The 18,951-nt window shown below is 56.4% G+C and carries 17 protein-coding genes; all 17 read right to left on the bottom strand.

Annotation, left to right across the window (positions count from 1 at the left end; all coding sequences use genetic code 11):
- Nucleotides 1–31 precede the first annotated feature (31 nt).
- The 17 genes from secM to mraZ all read right to left on the bottom strand — a co-directional run bounded on the left by secM (nt 32) and on the right by mraZ (nt 18,636).
- Nucleotides 32–535, bottom strand: coding sequence for a secA translation cis-regulator SecM (secM, locus tag FND52_RS10505; protein ID WP_208737503.1), 504 nt, complete (start codon nt 533–535; stop codon nt 32–34).
- 245 nt (nt 536–780) lie between these two features.
- Nucleotides 781–1,698 (bottom strand): UDP-3-O-acyl-N-acetylglucosamine deacetylase, encoded by a 918-nt coding sequence (lpxC, locus tag FND52_RS10510; RefSeq protein ID WP_144130739.1) that lies wholly within the window; start codon nt 1,696–1,698, stop codon nt 781–783.
- Nucleotides 1,699–1,799: 101 nt separating this feature from the next.
- Nucleotides 1,800–2,951: a cell division protein FtsZ gene (gene ftsZ / locus FND52_RS10515; protein WP_002434383.1), complete on the bottom strand. Its 1,152-nt coding sequence runs from the start codon at nt 2,949–2,951 to the stop codon at nt 1,800–1,802.
- A gap of 60 nt (nt 2,952–3,011) precedes the next feature.
- The gene (ftsA, locus tag FND52_RS10520; protein ID WP_002434382.1) at nt 3,012–4,268 is read right to left on the bottom strand and encodes a cell division protein FtsA; all 1,257 of its coding nucleotides are present in this window, start codon (nt 4,266–4,268) and stop codon (nt 3,012–3,014) included.
- The gene (gene ftsQ / locus FND52_RS10525; RefSeq protein WP_125293214.1) at nt 4,265–5,095 is read right to left on the bottom strand and encodes a cell division protein FtsQ; all 831 of its coding nucleotides are present in this window, start codon (nt 5,093–5,095) and stop codon (nt 4,265–4,267) included. The genes ftsA and ftsQ overlap by 4 nt, the downstream gene beginning before the upstream one ends.
- 1 nt (nt 5,096) lies before the next feature.
- Nucleotides 5,097–6,017 carry a D-alanine--D-alanine ligase gene (locus FND52_RS10530; protein ID WP_144130740.1) on the bottom strand — a complete coding sequence of 307 codons (921 nt, stop codon included), beginning with the start codon at nt 6,015–6,017 and terminating at the stop codon, nt 5,097–5,099.
- Nucleotides 6,010–7,485 (bottom strand): UDP-N-acetylmuramate--L-alanine ligase, encoded by a 1,476-nt coding sequence (gene murC / locus FND52_RS10535; RefSeq protein WP_144130741.1) that lies wholly within the window; start codon nt 7,483–7,485, stop codon nt 6,010–6,012. The genes FND52_RS10530 and murC overlap by 8 nt, the downstream gene beginning before the upstream one ends.
- 71 nt (nt 7,486–7,556) lie before the next feature.
- Nucleotides 7,557–8,624 (bottom strand): undecaprenyldiphospho-muramoylpentapeptide beta-N-acetylglucosaminyltransferase, encoded by a 1,068-nt coding sequence (murG, locus tag FND52_RS10540; RefSeq protein ID WP_144130742.1) that lies wholly within the window; start codon nt 8,622–8,624, stop codon nt 7,557–7,559.
- Nucleotides 8,621–9,865, bottom strand: coding sequence for a cell division protein FtsW (gene ftsW, locus FND52_RS10545; protein WP_144130743.1), 1,245 nt, complete (start codon nt 9,863–9,865; stop codon nt 8,621–8,623). Before ftsW ends, murG begins: the two co-directional genes overlap by 4 nt.
- The gene (gene murD, locus FND52_RS10550) at nt 9,865–11,181 is read right to left on the bottom strand and encodes a UDP-N-acetylmuramoyl-L-alanine--D-glutamate ligase (protein ID WP_144130744.1); all 1,317 of its coding nucleotides are present in this window, start codon (nt 11,179–11,181) and stop codon (nt 9,865–9,867) included. The genes ftsW and murD overlap by 1 nt, the downstream gene beginning before the upstream one ends.
- A 2-nt stretch (nt 11,182–11,183) precedes the next feature.
- A complete protein-coding gene (gene mraY / locus FND52_RS10555) occupies nt 11,184–12,266 on the bottom strand; it encodes a phospho-N-acetylmuramoyl-pentapeptide-transferase (RefSeq protein ID WP_125293208.1) in 1,083 nt (360 codons plus the stop codon).
- The gene (gene murF, locus FND52_RS10560; RefSeq protein ID WP_144130745.1) at nt 12,260–13,618 is read right to left on the bottom strand and encodes a UDP-N-acetylmuramoyl-tripeptide--D-alanyl-D-alanine ligase; all 1,359 of its coding nucleotides are present in this window, start codon (nt 13,616–13,618) and stop codon (nt 12,260–12,262) included. Before murF ends, mraY begins: the two co-directional genes overlap by 7 nt.
- Complete coding sequence (gene murE / locus FND52_RS10565) at nt 13,615–15,102, bottom strand: UDP-N-acetylmuramoyl-L-alanyl-D-glutamate--2,6-diaminopimelate ligase (RefSeq protein WP_144130746.1); 1,488 nt, start codon at nt 15,100–15,102, stop codon at nt 13,615–13,617. The genes murF and murE overlap by 4 nt, the downstream gene beginning before the upstream one ends.
- Nucleotides 15,089–16,855, bottom strand: coding sequence for a peptidoglycan glycosyltransferase FtsI (locus FND52_RS10570; protein ID WP_125293205.1), 1,767 nt, complete (start codon nt 16,853–16,855; stop codon nt 15,089–15,091). The genes murE and FND52_RS10570 overlap by 14 nt, the downstream gene beginning before the upstream one ends.
- Before the next feature lie 15 nt (nt 16,856–16,870).
- Nucleotides 16,871–17,236 carry a cell division protein FtsL gene (ftsL, locus tag FND52_RS10575; protein ID WP_125293204.1) on the bottom strand — a complete coding sequence of 122 codons (366 nt, stop codon included), beginning with the start codon at nt 17,234–17,236 and terminating at the stop codon, nt 16,871–16,873.
- Nucleotides 17,233–18,174, bottom strand: coding sequence for a 16S rRNA (cytosine(1402)-N(4))-methyltransferase RsmH (gene rsmH, locus FND52_RS10580; protein WP_125293203.1), 942 nt, complete (start codon nt 18,172–18,174; stop codon nt 17,233–17,235). Before rsmH ends, ftsL begins: the two co-directional genes overlap by 4 nt.
- A gap of 3 nt (nt 18,175–18,177) precedes the next feature.
- The gene (gene mraZ / locus FND52_RS10585) at nt 18,178–18,636 is read right to left on the bottom strand and encodes a division/cell wall cluster transcriptional repressor MraZ (RefSeq protein ID WP_125293202.1); all 459 of its coding nucleotides are present in this window, start codon (nt 18,634–18,636) and stop codon (nt 18,178–18,180) included.
- Nucleotides 18,637–18,951 lie beyond the last annotated feature (315 nt).

Genomic DNA, 18,951 nt, shown 5'->3' on the forward strand with positions numbered 1-18,951 from the left:
GAAGAAATAAAAAAGGATAAGTATAAAGGACTTAACTCAGGCGTTGAGGACCGGCGCGGATACCTTTAACCTGGCTTATCCAGTGGCTGATGGCGAAATGCCGATCGGCATGCGTTGCCACAGGTAGCAGGCTGAGTACCCGCGAAGGCTGGGTTTCATGAGTGAGAAGTGTACTTAAGGTATCAAGCAGAGCCAGTTGCTGTGCCTGAAGGGGAATTTTGACCTCTTCCGCCACCGGCAGCGTTTGCGGTGCCATGGCGAAAGTCAGGTGGCGGATTACGGTACGAATGGCATGTTGATGCCAGTAATCCACGGAAAAGGAAGGGCGACGAACCGTCTGCTGCAGCGCCAGCGTATCAAAATTAAATAGCTGCGGATTATCAATATTGCGGGTCGACGCTTTAGCGGGTAAATCCGGTTCGGCGCTGTTGTTTAACGCGGGCAGCCCAAGGCTCGCCGCGACCATCCCCAACAAGAGATGCGGCCAAAAAAAACGTCTGCCTATTTGTCGCCAACAGGTCAAAAGTCCGGACACGTTACCCACCAGAACAGACGAAATGTTTCCGTCGTTCATTAATCATTTAAATTTGCGCACAAATATTATCATCATTCACGCAGTCAGACAGCAGGAATCAGGCGCTAAGGCTGGAGAACTGAACAAGAAACCAGCGGTTAAACAGTTTCAGGCGTAAAAGATTTCTGAAAGGAGCAATAAAAAACGGCCAGTTTTTCTGATCGGAGAGAGTACCAGAAATAACCAGCCGTATTATGAAGTGCGTATTACGCCAGGACGATGGAAGGCGCTTTGAAAGCGAGCGGCATTTCTGCTTCGTCTTCGAAAGTCACAAATTCCCACGCTTCCTGTTTTGCCAGCACAGCCTGCAACAGTTTGTTGTTCAGCGCATGGCCTGATTTATAGGCGGTAAACGCGCCAATAATGTTGTGGCCACACATGAACAAGTCACCAATGGCATCCAACATTTTGTGACGAACGAATTCATCTTCAAAACGCAGGCCGTCTTCGTTCAATACGCGATAATCGTCAACAACGATGGCACAATCGAAGCTACCGCCCAGGCACAAACCACGGGATTGCAGATATTCGATATCACGCATGAAACCAAAGGTACGCGCGCGGCTGATTTGACGCATAAAGGCATCAGCGGAGAAGTTCATCTGGTAACGCTGGGTGCTGGCATCAATCGCCGGATGGTTAAAATCGATGGTAAAGTCCAACGAAAAACCATTGTACGGCTTGAATTCAGCCCATTTGTCACCGTCTTGCACGCGAACGGTTTCTTTAATACGAACAAATTTCTTGGCCACTTTCAGCTCGTCGATACCTGCATCAAGCAACAGGTAAACAAACGGCGCTGCGCTACCGTCCATAATCGGGATTTCCGGGGCGTCAACTTCGATAACGATGTTGTCGATTCCCAGACCCGCTAAAGCTGCGTTCAGGTGCTCTACGGTAGAAATCCGCACGTCATGCTCGTTGACCAGGCAAGTACAGAGCATGGTATCACGCACAGATTTGGCATCAGCCGGAAAATCTACCGGAGGATTCAAGTCGGTGCGACGATAGATGACCCCGGTATTTGCCGGCGCAGGGCGTAGCGTCAGCGTGACTTTCTTGCCGGTATGTAAACCGACGCCAGTCGCCTGAACGATACGTTTAAGAGTCCTTTGTTTGATCATCGTATAATCTCGCCAAATAACCTATACAACCGAGAGTGTATATCACAATCGGCAGCGCAGTTTAGCACAAAGAGCGCTGAACCCCAACTTCCGGTTTATTCTTAATCAGCTTGTTTACGCAAAAATGCCGGAATATCTAAGTAATCCGGTTCTTTAGCCACTTGCGGCGTTGTATCGTTCACCGCTTTTGCTGCCGGTTTTTGTTCCTGCTGCAGCGGCGCCATGCCGTGCTGCTGGTAACGATCCATCACTGGCTGCTGAGTCTGCTTGTTGGTCACCAGGGTGATTTCCGGGCGTTTATCCATGCCGATACCGGTCGCAACAACGGTCACGCGCAGTTCGTCATTCATATCCGGGTCAAGCGAGGTACCGATTACCACGGTGGCGTTATCAGACGCAAACGCACGGATGGTGTTACCCACGGTTTCAAACTCATCCAGACGCAGGTCGAAGCCCGCAGTGATGTTAACCAGTACGCCACGCGCGCCGGACAGATCGATATCTTCCAGCAGCGGAGAAGAGATGGCCATTTCTGCCGCTTCTTCCGCACGGTCTTCACCGCTCGCCACGCCGGAGCCCATCATGGCGTAACCCATTTCAGACATCACGGTACGCACGTCCGCGAAGTCAACGTTCATCAGGCCAGGACGGGTAATCAGTTCCGCGATGCCCTGTACTGCGCCTTTCAACACGTCGTTGGCTGCGCCGAACGCATCCAGCAGAGAGATGCCGCGGCCCAGCACTTTCAGTAGTTTGTCGTTAGGGATAGTGATCAGCGAGTCCACGTGCTTGGACAGCTCGGTGATCCCCTGCTCTGCGAAGGCCATACGCTTCTTGCCTTCGAAGTTAAACGGTTTAGTTACCACCGCAACGGTCAGGATGCCCAGGTCTTTGGCCACTTCAGCCACCACTGGCGCAGCGCCCGTACCTGTACCACCGCCCATACCGGCCGCGATGAACACCATGTCTGCACCATCCAGCGCAGCGCGTAACGCTTCGCGGTCTTCATCCGCAGCATTACGGCCAACTTCAGGATTCGCACCAGCGCCAAGGCCTTTGGTGATCCCGCTACCAATCTGGATAGTCTGTCCTACTGCGGTCTTACGCAATGCCTGGGCATCGGTGTTTACCGCGAAGAATTCCACACCTTCGATGCGCTCGCGCACCATGTGTTCGACGGCATTACCACCGCCACCGCCGACGCCGATGACTTTAATCACCGCGTCATTGGTCAGTTCCATAGGTTCAAACATAGTTTCTCTCCGTTTTGTGCCTGTCGCCTGAGACCGCAAACTCAGCGGTCTCTTTTAAAATTAAAACTCTTTTCGTAGCCAACCGTTGAGTCGTTTAATCCACGAGCCGACTGAAGTCCGTTTTTCCGTTTCCGTTTCACCACTGAGATGGGTTTCTTTCCCGTAGTGCAACAGGCCTACCGCCGTCGAATAGTAAGGCTCCTGAGCATAATCAGTAAGACCGGTAATATTCAATGGCTGCCCGATACGCACCTGCGTATGGAATACGCGTTGCGCACAGGCGGCGAGGCCTTCAATTTGTGCTGCGCCGCCGGTTAAGACGATGCCAGCCGCAAGATGGTGTTTCACCCCTTGCTGACGCAACTGCTCCTGCAATTGCAAAATTTCTTCATTCACGAGGTTGAGCAACTCGGTATAACGCGGCTCAATTACCTCGGCAAGCGTCTGACGCTGTAAACTACGCGGCGGACGACCGCCCACGCTCGGCACTTCGACGCTTTCGTCTTTGCCGACAATCGATCCCAGCGCGCAGCCGTGGCGCACTTTAATCGCCTCGGCATCGCTCGGCGGGGTACCGAAGGCGTAAGCGATATCACTGGTCACCACGTTCCCGGCATACGGGATCACTTTGGTATGACGCAGCGCACCGCCGGTATACACGGCGATATCCATTGTACCACCGCCAATATCCACGACACAGACGCCCAGTTCACGTTCATCTTCGGTCAGCACCGAATAGCTCGCCGCAAGACCGGCGAAAATGAGTTGGTCAACTTTCAGGCCACATCGTTCAACCGCTTTGACAATGTTTTTTGCCATATCGTTGTGGCAGGTGATCAAATGTACCTTGGCCTGCATACGTACACCGGATAACCCGACCGGATTTTTAATGCCTTCCTGATAATCGATGGCATATTCCTGAGGAATGACATGCAGAACGCGGTGTTCGTCGCGCACACGCACCGATTTGGCGGTATGGACCACGTTCTCTACATCTTCCTGCGTCACTTCCTCTTCGGAAATCGGCACCATACCGATTTCGTTCTGGCAACTGATGTGCTTACCCGAAAGCGCCAGATACACCGAAGAGATCTGGCAATCCGCCATCAGTTCCGCCTGGTCGATGGCGCGCTGTACGCACTTCACCACCGACTCCAGATCGTTCACCCCGCCTTTGTCCATACCACGGGAGGGGCAACTCCCGACGCCAATAATATTGACCATACCGTCGGGCAGAACTTCCCCTACTAAAGCGGCGACCTTTGCGGTCCCGATCTCTAGTCCAACTACCAGTTTTCTGTCCGTCGCCTTGATCATTGTTGTTCTGCCTGTGCCTGATTCTGTTGCTGATTAGGTTCTTCAACTGGCGCGGGTATCCAACCCACCGCCGCGCCTGAGTCGTAGCGCAAATCGACGTAACTGATTCGTTTTGCGTCAGCCTGCGACTGCTGTTGCAGAACCGGGTAAAGTTCTACAAACCGCGCCAGACGTTTCATCGTATCGCCTCTGCCCAGATTGAGCTTGATATCATTCGTCAGCGTCAACTGCCAGGAGCGACGAGCGGTCATAGCCGCTTCCTTAACCGTGAACCTGTCCTTCGCCAGCACTTGTCCCATATCGCGATAGCCCTGAAGCACTTCGTTCTCACTGCCTTCCGGGCCGTACAGCATTGGTAAAATCTGTTTGCTGGTTCGCGAAGCCGGCACGCTGAACGCATTTCCCTGCGCGTCAATCATGTGCTGGTCATTCCAACGTGCTATGGGCACATATTCAACCAGATGAATCTTCAATTCGTCCGGCCACTGCTTTCTAACGCTCGCCTGCTTGATCCAGGGCAAGCGTTCGATTTGCTGCTGGATGATATTTACGTCCTGGGTCATAAACGTCCCTGGCGAACCTAAGGCCAGAATCGACTGACGAATATCATCATTTCGCGTGTAGTGACGGTCCCCGGTCACGACCAGCTTTGATAAAGGAAGACGCTGCGCATCTTCCATCCAGCCCAATACCACCCAACCGCCAAAAAACACGGTACATAACACAGCCAACAGAAACAATATGCCTGCAAGTCGCGTTCCATTATTGCGGTTCGAGGTTGTGACCTCCTCGGACCGGTTTCGGGTGTTTAGCGCCGCCTGCGACATATCACTCCGCCAATGCCAGGATACGGACAACTAACTGCGAGAAGCTCAGGCCCGACTGACGCGCCGCCATCGGCACCAGGCTGTGGCTGGTCATCCCCGGCGCGGTATTCACTTCCAGTAAATAAAACGCGCCATCGCTATCCAGCATCACATCAACCCGTCCCCAGCCCCGGCAACCGAGAGTGTTCCAGGCCTCAAGCACCAGCGCGTTCAGTGCGCTTTCACGATCGGCTTCCAGGCCTGACGGGCAGAAATATTGAGTATCATCAGAGAGATACTTGGCCTCATAATCATAGAAGGTTCCAGCGGGTTGAATACGAATCGACGGTAAAATTTCTTCACCGAGGATCGCCACCGTGAATTCCGGGCCGCTCAGCCACTTCTCAACCAGCACTTCTTCGTCATGTTCAAATGCTAAAGCCAGCGCCGCATCAAGGTTTTCAGAGGCGTCGACTTTCGACATGCCCACGCTGGAGCCTTCGCGGCTGGGTTTCACGATTAACGGTAAACCTAATTCCGCAATCGCCTGGCGGGTAGCGTCATCAAGCCCGGCGCTGAATGCTTTGCGGGTCAATCCGACCCAGGGAGCAACCGGCAGGCCCGCACCTTTCCAGAGCAATTTGGTGCGCTGCTTGTCCATGGTGATCGCCGAGGCCATCACGCCGCTGCCGGTATAGGGCAGATCCATAAACTCCAGCAGCCCCTGTAATGTGCCATCTTCACCGCCCCGGCCATGCAAGGCGATAAAGACTTTATCGAAGCCTTCTTCTTTAAGGGTGGTAACCGGCGTGTCGCGCGGGTCGACCGCATACGCGTCAACGCCGCCTTCGCGCAGGCCTTTCAGCACCGCAGCGCCGGACTGTAAAGAGACGTCACGCTCGGCGGAAAAGCCGCCCAGCAGTACTGCAATTTTCTCAGCCATGTTGCTCATCCTCACGCGTTTGCGGCTGCAACTTCACCTCAGCCAGGTGGCGAGCAATCTTGCCGATGTTCCCGGCACCCTGCACCAGAATTAAATCATTGCCGGTTAATACCGGAGCCAGCATTTCGGCAACCTGTTTCGGCTCGGAAATCAGAATCGGGTCGATTTTGCCGCGCCCGCGAATGGTGCGGCACAGCGATCGGCTATCCGCGCCGGGAATGGCCGCTTCGCCTGCGGAATAAACGTCCAGCATTAATAGCGCGTCGACCTGCGACAGCACGTTGGCAAAATCATCGTATAAGTCACGGGTACGGGTATAACGGTGCGGCTGGAATATCATCACCAGATTTTTATCCGGCCAGCCCGCGCGCGCCGCTTTAATGGTGGCGTCCACTTCCGTCGGATGATGACCATAGTCGTCGACCAGCATCGCGGTGCCCGGCTTCTCGTTCACGGCTGCCAGCGGGAATTCGCCCAGGAAATCAAAACGTCGGCCTGTGCCCTGGAAGTTTTCCAGCGCGCGCAGAATGGCATCGTCTTCGATGCCCTCTTCAGTCGCCACCGCTACCGCCGCTGCGGCGTTAAGCGCGTTATGGCGTCCCGGCGCATTCAGCGTGACGTGCAGCTCCGGCTTATCCTGCCGCACGATAATAAAGTGGCCCTGCGCACCCTTCTGTACGTACTGCTCGACGCGCACGTCGGCATCGTCGCTAAAGCCGTAGGTGGTGGTCTGACGCCCGACGCGCGGCAGCAGCTCGCGGATCACCGGATCGTCAACACACATTACCGCACGACCATAAAACGGCAGATTATGCAGAAAGTTAATGAAGGTCTGCTTTAAGTTCTCAAAGTCGCCCTGGTAGGTGTCCATATGGTCGGCTTCGATATTGGTCACGATGGAGACCATCGGCTGCAAATGCAGGAATGATGCGTCGCTCTCATCCGCTTCAGCAATAAGGTAACGGCTGTGGCCCAGGCGCGCGTGCACACCCGCCGCTTTCACCAGACCGCCGTTGACAAACGTCGGGTCCAGACCGGCTTCCGCGTAAATGCTGGACACCATCGCCGTCGTCGTTGTTTTACCGTGCGTCCCGGCAATCGCGATGCCGTGACGAAAACGCATTAATTCCGCCAACATTTCCGCGCGGCGGATCACCGGGATACGCGCTTCATGAGCGGCCACGATCTCCGGGTTATCCGCAGAAATCGCGCTGGAAACCACCACCACGCTGGCGTCGCTGACGTTTTCCGGACGATGGTTGAAATAAATGGTGGCACCTAAAGCCGCCAGTTGCTGGGTCACCGGGTTGGGCGCCAGGTCGGAGCCGCTAATTTGATAACCCTCGTTCGCCAGCACTTCGGCAATACCGCCCATGCCAGCACCGCCGATGCCGACAAAATGAATGTGCCGGACGCGACGCATCTCGGGCACGATAGAACGCAGTTTCGCCAGTTGTTGTGTATTCATTATTCTAAAGCCTTTGGCATCAACGCCTTAACATCTCAACATCACGCGGATCAAAAAGTTGTCCGCAAGAATTACGCCTGTGTAACGGCGCGTACTTCATTGGCTACCCGTTCGGTAGCATCCACAATGGCCGCACCGCGCGCCCGCTTTGCCATCGCCAGCAGAGTGGGACGATCCCATCCCGCCAGCGTTTCGCTCACCGCGTCGACGGTGAATTGTGGCTGTTCGAAAATCTTCGCCGCCCCGGCTTTCTCCAGAGGAAGCGCATTCCAGTACTGCTGGCGATCTTTGTGCTGAAAAGGCACAAACAACGCGGGCAGCCCGGCTGCAGCAAGCTCGCTCACGGTTAACGCCCCGGAGCGGCATACCACCACGTCGGCCCAGCGATAGGCCGCCGCCATATCATCAATAAATTCTGTCACTTTATGCTGCGGTTGACCGGCTGCGGCGTAAGCCTGCTGTACCTCGTTCAACGCGCCTTTACCGCACTGGTGCCAGAGCGTGATGCTCTCGCCCAGTCGCCCTGCCACCTGCGGCATGGTTTGGTTAAGGATACGCGCGCCCTGAGATCCGCCTACCACTAACACCCTTACCGGGCCTTCACGACCAGCAAGGCGCAGCTCCGGCTCCGGCAGCGCCAGCACGTCGGTGCGTACCGGGTTGCCGACCACATCCGCATTCGGGAATGCGCCGGGAAAAGCCTGCATCACTTTGCTGGCGATTTTCGCCAGCCACTTATTGGTCAATCCGGCAATCCCGTTTTGCTCGTGCAGCACCACCGGAATGCCCAGCGACCAGGCAGCCAGACCGCCAGGCCCGGATACGTAGCCGCCCATGCCCAATACCACGTCCGGCTGATAACGCTTCATAATGGCGCGCGCCTGCCGCCAGGCGTTAAAAATACGCATCGGTGCCAGCAGCAGCGCTTTCACGCCTTTACCGCGCAGCCCGGAGATGCGGATAAAATCGATGTCGATGCCATGACGCGGCACCAGATCCGCTTCCATCCGATCGGCCGTCCCCAACCAACGTACCTGCCAGCCCTGAGCCATTAAATGGTGCGCTACCGCCAGCCCCGGGAACACATGGCCCCCAGTCCCGCCTGCCATCACCATTAACCGTTTCGTCTGGCCGCTCATCGGGCACTCCTTGTAAACGCCTGCGCCTTTTCCAGACGCGTTTCGTAGTCAATCCGTAACAACAGCATGATCGCGGTCGACATAATAATTAAGCTGGAACCGCCGTAACTGATCAGCGGTAGCGTCAGACCTTTGGTCGGCAGCATACCCGCCGCCGCCCCGACGTTAACCAGCGCCTGGAAGCTAAACCAGATGCCGATGGAACACGCCAGGAATCCGGAAAATCGCTGATCGATCTCCAGCGCGCGGCGGCCAATCGACATGGCGCGAAAAGCGACGAAGAATACCATTAATAGGGCCAGTACTACACCGATATACCCCAGTTCTTCCCCGATGATCGAGAAGATGAAGTCGGTATGCGCTTCCGGCAGATACTCCAGTTTTTGTACCGAATTGCCTAACCCCTGCCCCCACAGCTCGCCACGGCCAAACGCCATCAGCGATTGCGTCAGCTGGTAGCCGCTACCGAACGGATCTTCCCACGGGTTCCAGAATGAGGTTACACGCCGGATACGATAAGGCTCCGCGAGGATCAGCAGCACCACCGCCGAGATCCCCATGCCGATAATGGCGATAAACTGCCACAGCTTAGCCCCCGCCAGGAACAGCATGGCCAGGGTAGTAACAAACAGCACCACCACCGTACCGAGGTCAGGCTGGGCCAGCAGCAGCACCGCCATCACCAGGATCACGCCCATCGGTTTTAAGAATCCGCGCAGGTTGTTTCGGACTTCATCAACCTTACGCACCAGGTAGTTGGACAGATAACAAAACAGCGACAGCTTGGAAAACTCTGCTGGCTGGATACGCAGCGGGCCGAGGGCGATCCAGCGCGACGCACCGTTAACCGAGCTACCCACCACCAGTACAATCAGCAGCATCACAATAGACGCGATAAGCAGCGCGGCGCTGTAGCGCTGCCAGACTTCCATCGGCATCCGCAGTGTGACCATCGCCAGCATAAATGCCAGGAAGATATAGATCGCGTCACGCTTGGCGAACAGGAACGGATCGTCCGCCAGCCTTTGCCCCACGGGCATTGACGCCGAGGTCACCATAATAAAGCCCACCGCCGCCAGGCCCAGCGTCAGCCACAGCAGCGTGCGGTCATACATCACGAGGCTATTGGCGTCTTTATCTCTGGACCCCATTACCCAGCCTTTCAGCGCCACAAACAGCCAGGCCAGGATACCGAATCCCGGGAAGCGTGGAACGCGCAGGCGAGGAAGAGACAACCGCATCAGCCTAGCTCCTTCGCGAGGCGGGTAAACACATCGCCGCGTTGCTCAAAGTTTTTAAACTGGTCGAGGCTGGCGCAGGCAGGCGACAGCAGCACCATATCCCCCGGCTGAACTTTGCTGGCGATAATACGCATGGCGTCTTCCATAGTGTTGGTTTGCTCGGCCACTTCCGGACGCAGCGCCGCCAGTTCCGCGCCGTCACGGCCAAAGCAGTAAAGACGAATACGATCGCCCTGCAGATAGCGGTTGAGCGGAGAAAAGTCAGCGGATTTACCGTCGCCGCCCAGCAGCAGATGCAGGGTGCCGTCGATATGCAAACCATTGAGCGCCGCTTCGGTGCTGCCGACGTTGGTGGCTTTGGAGTCATTGATCCAACGCACGCCGTTATGGTCGTAAGCCAGTTGAAAACGGTGCGCCAGGCCGGTAAAGGTGGTTAACGCTTTCAGGCTGCTGGAGCGCGGTAGGCCAACGGCATCCGCCAGCGCCAGCGCCGCCAGGGCGTTGGTATAGTTGTGGCGACCAACGATTTTCATCTCTTTGGCGTTAAGGATCTTCTCGCCTTTCACCCGCAACCAGGTGTCGCCCTGCTGGTGGTTGAGATGGTAATCCCCCACGTCGATGCCGAAGCTCACGCAGCGCGCGTCCGCCCCGCGCACCGGCATGGTCAGCGCATCGTCGGCGTTCACCACGCAGACGTCGGCATTTTCATAAATCTTGAGTTTTGCAGCACGATATTGCTGAAGGCCAAAGGGATAGCGATCCATATGATCTTCGGTCACGTTCAGCACCGTGGCGGCTTTGGCACGCAGGCTGTACGTCGTTTCCAGCTGGAAACTGGAGAGCTCGAGCACATACAGCTCTTTTTCCGCATCCAGCAGCATTAGCGCTGGCAGGCCGATATTGCCGCCTACCCCGACGCTAACGCCCGCCGCTTTTGCCATTTCGCCCACCAGGGTGGTGACGGTACTTTTGCCATTTGAACCGGTGATGGCAACAATGGGAGCCTGCGCTTCACGGCAGAACAGTTCGATATCGCCAATGATCTCTACGCCTGCGTCCGCGGCGGCACTGAGTGACGGATGCGCCAGCGCCATACCTGGGCTGGCGATAATCAGATCCGCATTCAGCAGCCACTCGTCGTTCAGCGAGCCCAGATGACGCTCAACGGTTTCAGGAAGATTATCAAGGCCCGGCGGCGCCTGGCGGGTATCCATCACGCGCGGCGTCACGCCGCGCGCCAGGAAAAAGTCCACGCAGGAAAGCCCGGTTAATCCGAGACCAATGATGACGACTTTCTTACCCTGATAATCTGCCATGATTAACGTACCTTCAGCGTCGCCAGGCCAATCAGCACCAGCATCAGCGAAATAATCCAGAAGCGCACAATTACGCGCGGCTCCGGCCAGCCTTTCAGTTCATAGTGATGGTGAATCGGGGCCATGCGGAAAATACGTTGTCCGCGCAGCTTGAACGATCCGACCTGCAGGATCACTGACAGGGTCTCCACGACAAACACACCGCCCATGATCACCAGCAAGAACTCCTGGCGCAGCAGTACCGCGATAATGCCCAGCGCGCCGCCCAGCGCCAGAGAACCGACGTCGCCCATAAAGACCTGCGCCGGATAGGTGTTGAACCACAGGAAGCCGAGCCCCGCGCCGACAATCGCCGTACAGACAATCACCAGTTCACCAGCATGCCGTAAATAAGGAATGTGCAGATAGCTGGCGAAGTTCATGTTGCCGGTCGCCCAGGCCACCAGCGCAAAACCCGCTGCCACAAACACGGTGGGCATAATCGCCAGGCCATCCAGGCCATCGGTCAGGTTGACCGCGTTGCCGGTGCCGACAATCACGAAATAGGCCAGAATCACGTAGAAGATGCCCAACTGCGGCATTACGTCTTTAAAGAACGGCACCACCAGTTCGGTCGCTGGCGTGTCTTTGCCCGCCATATACAGGGCAAACGCCACGGTCAGGGCGATCACTGACATCCAGAAATATTTCCAGCGGGCGATCAGGCCCTTGGTATCTTTACGCACCACTTTGCGGTAATCATCCACAAAGCCGACCGCACCATAGCCCACCAGCACAAACAGCACGCACCAGACGTAAGGGTTGGAAGGATAAGCCCACAGCAGCACCGAAACCACGATGGAGGTCAGGATCATAATCCCGCCCATGGTCGGGGTGCCGCGCTTGCTGAAGTGCGACTCCGGGCCGTCGTTACGCACGACCTGGCCGAAGGACAATTTTTGCAGGTGCGCAATCATGCGCGGCCCCATCCATAAAGAGATAAACAGAGCGGTCAGCAGGCTGACAATGGCGCGAAACGTCAGATAGGAAAAGACGTTAAAGCCGGAATAATATTTGACCAAATGCTCGGCCAGCCAAACTAACATGTCGCGTTCTCCTGTAATGCGCGAACCACCTCTTCCATGGCAGAGCTGCGTGAACCCTTCACTAAAATCGTCATAATGGTATGTTCCGCGCGTAGCGCCCTGAGGCGTTCGATCACGGCTTTTTTATCCTGGTAATGTTCGCCTACACCGCTGGCCTGGCTCAGAATTTCGCTGGCTTTGCCGACGCTTAACACTTTGTCGATATTCGCGGCTTTCGCCGCTTCGCCCACTTCGCGATGGCAGGCATCGGACTCTGCGCCCAACTCCGCCATATCGCCCACCACCATCACCCGGTAGCCCGGCATTTCGCTCAGCACCTGCGCAGCGGCGGTCATTGAGCCAACGTTGGCGTTATAGCTGTCATCCAGCAGCAGCTGATTTTCTGCCAGCTGGACCGGGAACAGGCGGCCCGGCACGGCTTTTAATTTCGCCAGTCCGGCTTTGATAGCGTCATGGCTTGCGCCCACCGCCGTCGCCAGCGCGCTCGCCGCAAGGGCATTAGCGATATTGTGGCGTCCCGGCAGGGGCAGCAGTACATCCACATCACCGGTCGAGGTGACGATGGTCAACTCGGTGCCGTGGCTGGTGATATGAATATTGGTGGCGCTGAAATCGCTTCCGGCGGCGTTCGGTGAAAAACGCCATACTTTGCGATCGCCGATAACCGCCTGCCAGTTAAGCCAGTCATTGTTATCGGCGTTCAGGATTGCGATGCCATCGCTGGTCAGGCCGGAGAAAATCTCCCCTTTCGCTTTGGCTACGCCCGCCAGCGAACCAAATCCTTCCAGATGCGCGGCGGCGAGGTTATTCACCAGCGCGGCTTCCGGACGAGTCAGCCCAACGGTCCAGGCGATCTCGCCCTGGTGGTTAGCGCCCAGTTCAATCACCGCGTACTGATGCTCCGGCGTCAGACGCAGCAATGTCATCGGCACGCCAATGTCATTATTTAGATTGCCTGCGGTAAAAAGCGTGTTGCCGCATTCGCTGAGGATCGCCGCCGTCATCTCTTTGACGGAGGTTTTGCCGGAGGAGCCAGTTAACGCCACAATGCGCGCCGGAACCTGCGAACGCACCCACGCCGCCAGTTCGCCGAAAGCAAGGCGCGTGTCGTTAACGATAATCTGCGGCAGCGCCGCATCGACCGGTCGGCTGACCAGCAACGCGCCTGCCCCGCCCTGCTGGGCGGTTTGCGCGAAGTCATGGGCGTCGAAGCGCTCGCCTTTGAGCGCCACAAACAGGCAGCCCGGCGTCAGTTTGCGGGTATCGGTGGTGACCGCGTCGATAACGCGATCGTCACCGCGCAACTCGCCGCCCAGCAGCGTGGCGAGTTGTTTTAGAGAAACCGGGATCATGCCACCACTCCCAACAGACGCGCGGCGGTCACACGATCCGAATAGTCCAGACGACGAGCGCCGACGATTTGATAATCTTCATGGCCTTTACCGGCAATCAGCACCACGTCGTTTTCTTTAGCCTGCATAATCGCATTGGTCACCGCTTCGGCGCGTCCTTCAACAGCGCGCGCGCGGCCCGCATCCAGCATGCCCGCCAGAATATCGGTGATGATCGCTTTGGGATCTTCGGTACGCGGGTTGTCATCGGTGACCACAACCACATCGGCGAACTGCTCGGCGATAGCACCCATCAGCGGGCGTTTGCCTTTATCGCGATCGCCGCCGCAGCCGAAGACGCACCACAGTTTACCGGCGCAGTGCAAGCGCGCGGCCTGCAACGCTTTTTCCAGCGCATCAGGAGTATGGGCGTAATCCACGACCACGGTAGGCTTGTTCGGCGCGCTGAATACTTCCATTCGGCCACACACCGGTTGCAGACGGGACGCGGTTTCCAGCAGTGCCGGAAGCGGATAATCCAGCGCCAGCAGCGTGCCCAGCGCCAGCAACAGGTTGCTGACGTTGAATGCGCCCATCAGGCGGCTTTCGATTTCGCCGTTGCCCCAGGAGGAGTCAAAGCGGATCGTCGCGCCGCTGTCGTGATAACGCACCTCGCTGGCTTTCAGCCAGCGGCCACGGCAGGCCGGGTTGATATTGTCTTCCATCGAGACCGCAACGGCGTCCGGCAATTTTGCCAGCCAGCGGCGGCCCACGTCATCATCGGCATTGATGATCGACTGGCCGTAGTGATGCGAAGAGAACAGCAGCCATTTTGCGGCTTCGTAACTCTCCATATCGCCGTGATAATCCAGATGGTCGCGGCTTAAATTGGTAAACACCGAGGCCGCGAATTTCAGCGCGGCGACGCGGTGCTGCACCAGACCGTGGGAGGAGACTTCCATGGCGGCGAAGGTCGCGCCCTGGTCCGCCAGGCCGCCCAACACTTGTTGCACATCCACCGCAGAACCGGTGGTGTTTTCCGTCGGGCTGACTTTACCCAACAGGCCATTGCCCACGGTGCCCATCACGGCGCTGGTTTCGCCCAGCAGTTGGCTCCACTGCGCCAGTAATTGCGTAGTGGTGGTTTTACCGTTGGTGCCCGTCACGCCGACCAGCCGCAGTTGCTGGCTCGGCTCATGATAAAAACGCCCCGCCAGCGCGGATAACCGTTCATTTAACTGTTCGAGAAAGATAACCGGAACGCCGTGAATTTCACGGACTTCACCGTCAGTGGCTTCGCCTTTCGCTTCCGCCACAATGGCAGCTACACCTTGCGCTATCGCCTGCGGGATAAACCGACGCCCGTCCGCCTGATGACCGACCACGGCTACAAAAAGATCGCCTGCGGCAGCCACACGGCTGTCGAGCGTCATTTCTCGTAGCGCGCGCGCGGGTAAACCCGTTACCCACGGCGCAAGTAGGTCGCGCAAATTACGATCTGCCACCTGTTCCCTCTGCTTGATTGATTACAAATTCACTTTTTTCGCCCGTCGCCAGGGCATCTGGTTCGATATTCATGGTGCGTAATACGCCGCCCATAATGGCTCCGAACACCGGTGCAGATACGGCACCACCGTAATATTTACCTGCCTGCGGGTCGTTGATGACCACCACCAGCGCAAAGCGCGGATGGCTCGCCGGTGCAACGCCCGCGGTGTAAGCAATGTATTTATTGATATAGCGCCCGTCCGGGCCAACCTTTTTCGCCGTACCGGTCTTGATGGCGATGCGGTAACCCTTGATCGCCGCTTTCACGCCGCCGCCGCCGGGCAGCGCCACGCTTTCCATCATATGCACCACGGTACGCACTACGGATTCATTGAAGATGCGCTCGCCGGGAACCGGCGGGTCGACTTTGGTGATCGATAGCGGGCGGTAAATGCCGTAGCTGCCAATCGTTGCGTAGACTCGCGCTAACTGTAACGGCGTTACCATTAGCCCGTAGCCGAAAGAGAAGGTGGCCCTCTCTATGTCAGACCACCGTTGTTTTTGAGGATATAAGCCACTGCGTTCTCCGACCAACCCCAAATTGGTCGCTTTACCCAGTCCAAAACGTGAGTAAGTATCTACTAACGCTGAGGACGGCATCGCTAACGCCAGCTTTGAAACACCGACGTTACTCGACTTCTGTAACACCCCAGTCAGGGTTAATTCGCTATAGCGCGCCACGTCTTTGATCTCATGACCATTAATGCGGTACGGCACAGTATTCAGTACGGTATTTTCATTGACCACGCCGCGCTGCAAGGCCGTCATCACCACCATTGGCTTCACCGTTGAACCCGGTTCGAAGACGTCAGTGATGGTGCGGTTACGCATAATGTCTTTCGGCGTGCCCGAGATGTTATTCGGGTTATAGGAGGGGCTGTTGGCCATGGCCAGCACTTCGCCGGTGTTCACATCCACCAGCACGGCGCTGCCGGATTCGGCTTTGTTAAACGCCACGGCGTTGTTCAGTTCGCGGTAGACCAGCGCCTGTAAGCGCTCATCAATACTTAATGCCAGGTTGTGCGCCGCCTGGCTGTCGGTAGAAGAGATGTCTTCAATCACGCGGCCATAGCGGTCTTTACGCACAATACGCTCGCCAGGCTGGCCGGTTAGCCATTTATCGAAGCTTTTTTCGACGCCTTCAATCCCCTGGCTATCCACGTTTGTAAAGCCAATGAGGTGAGCGGTCACTTCGCCCGACGGGTAATAACGACGAGATTCATCGCGCAGATGAATGCCCGGCAGTTTGAGCTTTTTGATGTAATCGCCGATGTCCGGGTTAACCTGGCGGGCAAGATAAATAAAGCGCCCTTTCGGGTTGGCGTTAATTCGCGATGCCAGTTGATCCAGCGGCAGCTTCAGAGCATCGGAGAGGGCTTTCCAGCGGTTATCGAGCGTAATGCCGCCCGCGTCGTGCAGCTCTTTGGGATCGGCCCATACCGCCCTGACCGGCACGCTGACCGCCAGCGGTCGGCCGGACCGGTCGGTAATCAGGCCGCGCGACGTCGCCACTTCCTGAACGCGCAGTGAGCGCATGTCGCCCTGGCGCACCAGCATATCGGGCGCAATAATTTGCAGCCAGGCCACGCGCGCCAGCAGGAAAGAGAGCGCCAGCAAGATACACCCGCAGAGCAACGCAAAACGCCAACCTATAAAGTTGGCCTGTTCTTCCTGGCGTTTCGGTTTAAGCGTTTTTGCCGCTGCTCTCATGCCTGTTGTAAATCCTTATTTCTGAACCACGATATTTTCCTGGGATGGATCGACATGCTGCAATTGCAGCTTTTCAGTGGCGATCCGCTCAACCCGGCTGTGGTCGCCGAGCGCGTTTTCTTCAAGGATCAGGTTGCGCCATTCGATATCCAGCGCGTCCCGCTCCAGCACCAGTTGCTCACGTTGCGCCGTCAGAAGACGGGTATGGTGAGCGGTGGTCACCACAAAAATCGCAGTGACGATAATCATAATGAACAGGCAGAGTGGCAGTTTCCCGTGTCGCAACAGATCGCTGCCGATCACGCCAGGCAAGGCATGGCGCTCGTTGCTTCCTAACGATCCGGTAACTTTGCTGAGGGTTTCCGTCACTCTGCCGATCATGCGTTCGTCCTTTCTGCTATACGCAGCACTGAACTACGGGCACGTGGATTTTCCGCCACTTCTTCTTCGCCCGGCATCAACTTGCCTAATGCTCGTAAATAACGACCGCCCAGTTTACTGAGTTGCGCTTCCGTCATCGGGATCCCTGCGGGTACCTGGGGGCCACGGCTCTGCTCGCGCATAAAGCGTTTAACCAGCCGGTCCTCCAGCGAGTGGAAACTGATAACAGAAAGGCGCCCTCCCGGAGCCAGTACGTCAAGCGAGCCTTTTAGCGCCAGCTCGATCTCCTCGAGTTCACTGTTCACCCAAATACGTACCGCCTGAAACGTGCGGGTCGCCGGGTGCTTAAATTTGTCTTTTACCGGGGTCGCTGCGGCCACCACCTCGGCTAATTCTTTGGTGCGAGTCATCGGCTGTTCGCGGTTGCGCTCAACGATGGCGCGTGCGATGCGTTTCGCAAAACGCTCTTCGCCGTAGGCTTTCAGCACCCAGGTGATGTCGCTCTCTTCTGCCGAAAGTAGCCACTCGGCGGCGGATTGCCCGCGAGTCGGGTCCATCCGCATGTCCAGCGGCCCGTCGCGCATAAAGGAGAAACCGCGCTCTGCGTCGTCAAGCTGCGGTGAAGAAACGCCAAGATCGAGAAGGATACCGTCGATCTTCCCCTGAAGATCGCGTTCACGCGCGTAGTCCGCCAACGCAGAAAACGGACCATGCACAATAGAAAAGCGCGGATCGTCGATCGCGCTTGCAGCTTCAATAGCCTGAGGATCGCGATCGATCGCGATCAGCCTGCCTTCCGGCCCAAGCTGAGACAAAATCAAACGCGAGTGACCACCACGACCAAATGTGCCATCGATGTAGATGCCATCAGGACGAATATTCAGGCCATTAACGGCCTCGTCGAGCAGCACCGTTTTATGTTTATAATTTTCCATCATTTTTTATAAGGACAAATCCTGCAATCGCTCTGACATCACTTCAGAGGAGGACTGCTCTGCGTCTATGTCTTCCTTGACACGTTGATACCAGGTCGTTTCGTCCCACAGCTCAAATTTATTGAACTGCCCGACCAGCATCACTTGTTTGGTAAGTCCGGCATGCTGCCTTAACACGGGGGTTAACAGCAGTCGACCAGCACTGTCCATCTGACATTCACTGGCATGCCCTAACAACAGCCGTTGCACACGGCGTTCATTGGGATTCATGCTCGACAGACGCGATAGCTTTTGTTCAATCACTTCCCATTCAGGAAGCGTATAAAGCAGCAGGCAGGGGTGATGGATGTCGATGGTGCAAACCATCTGACCGGCAGCGATCTCGATCAGTTTTTCCCGGTAACGGGTAGGCACGGATAACCGCCCTTTACTGTCGAGGTTTACTAACGAAGCGCCACGGAACATGCCAGCCTCACCCTGATAAGCCCCTTTTCACCACTATATCCCACAAATTCCCACATTAGGGAGTTTACGGAGCGGAGGAAAAGCTTGTCAAGCCAGCACCGAGGCTGGAATTAACAAATTATCCGTTCCTGAGGAGGAGAGGAGCTAATTTAAAAAGCTGCGTTTAAAGCGAGGCAAAATTAACGTTATGAATATTTGTAAGAAAAATGTCGAATAAACCGAAAGGGGTAAGATCGCCTATTTACGTACAAAAAAAATACAAAGTGCCCAGTTTGCGACGCGGGCGGCATTTTAAGGCAAATCGTGCGGTCTGAA

Origin of the sequence: Atlantibacter subterraneus, assembly GCF_007570865.1 — a bacterium.
GTDB classification, from domain to species: domain Bacteria; phylum Pseudomonadota; class Gammaproteobacteria; order Enterobacterales; family Enterobacteriaceae; genus Atlantibacter; species Atlantibacter subterraneus.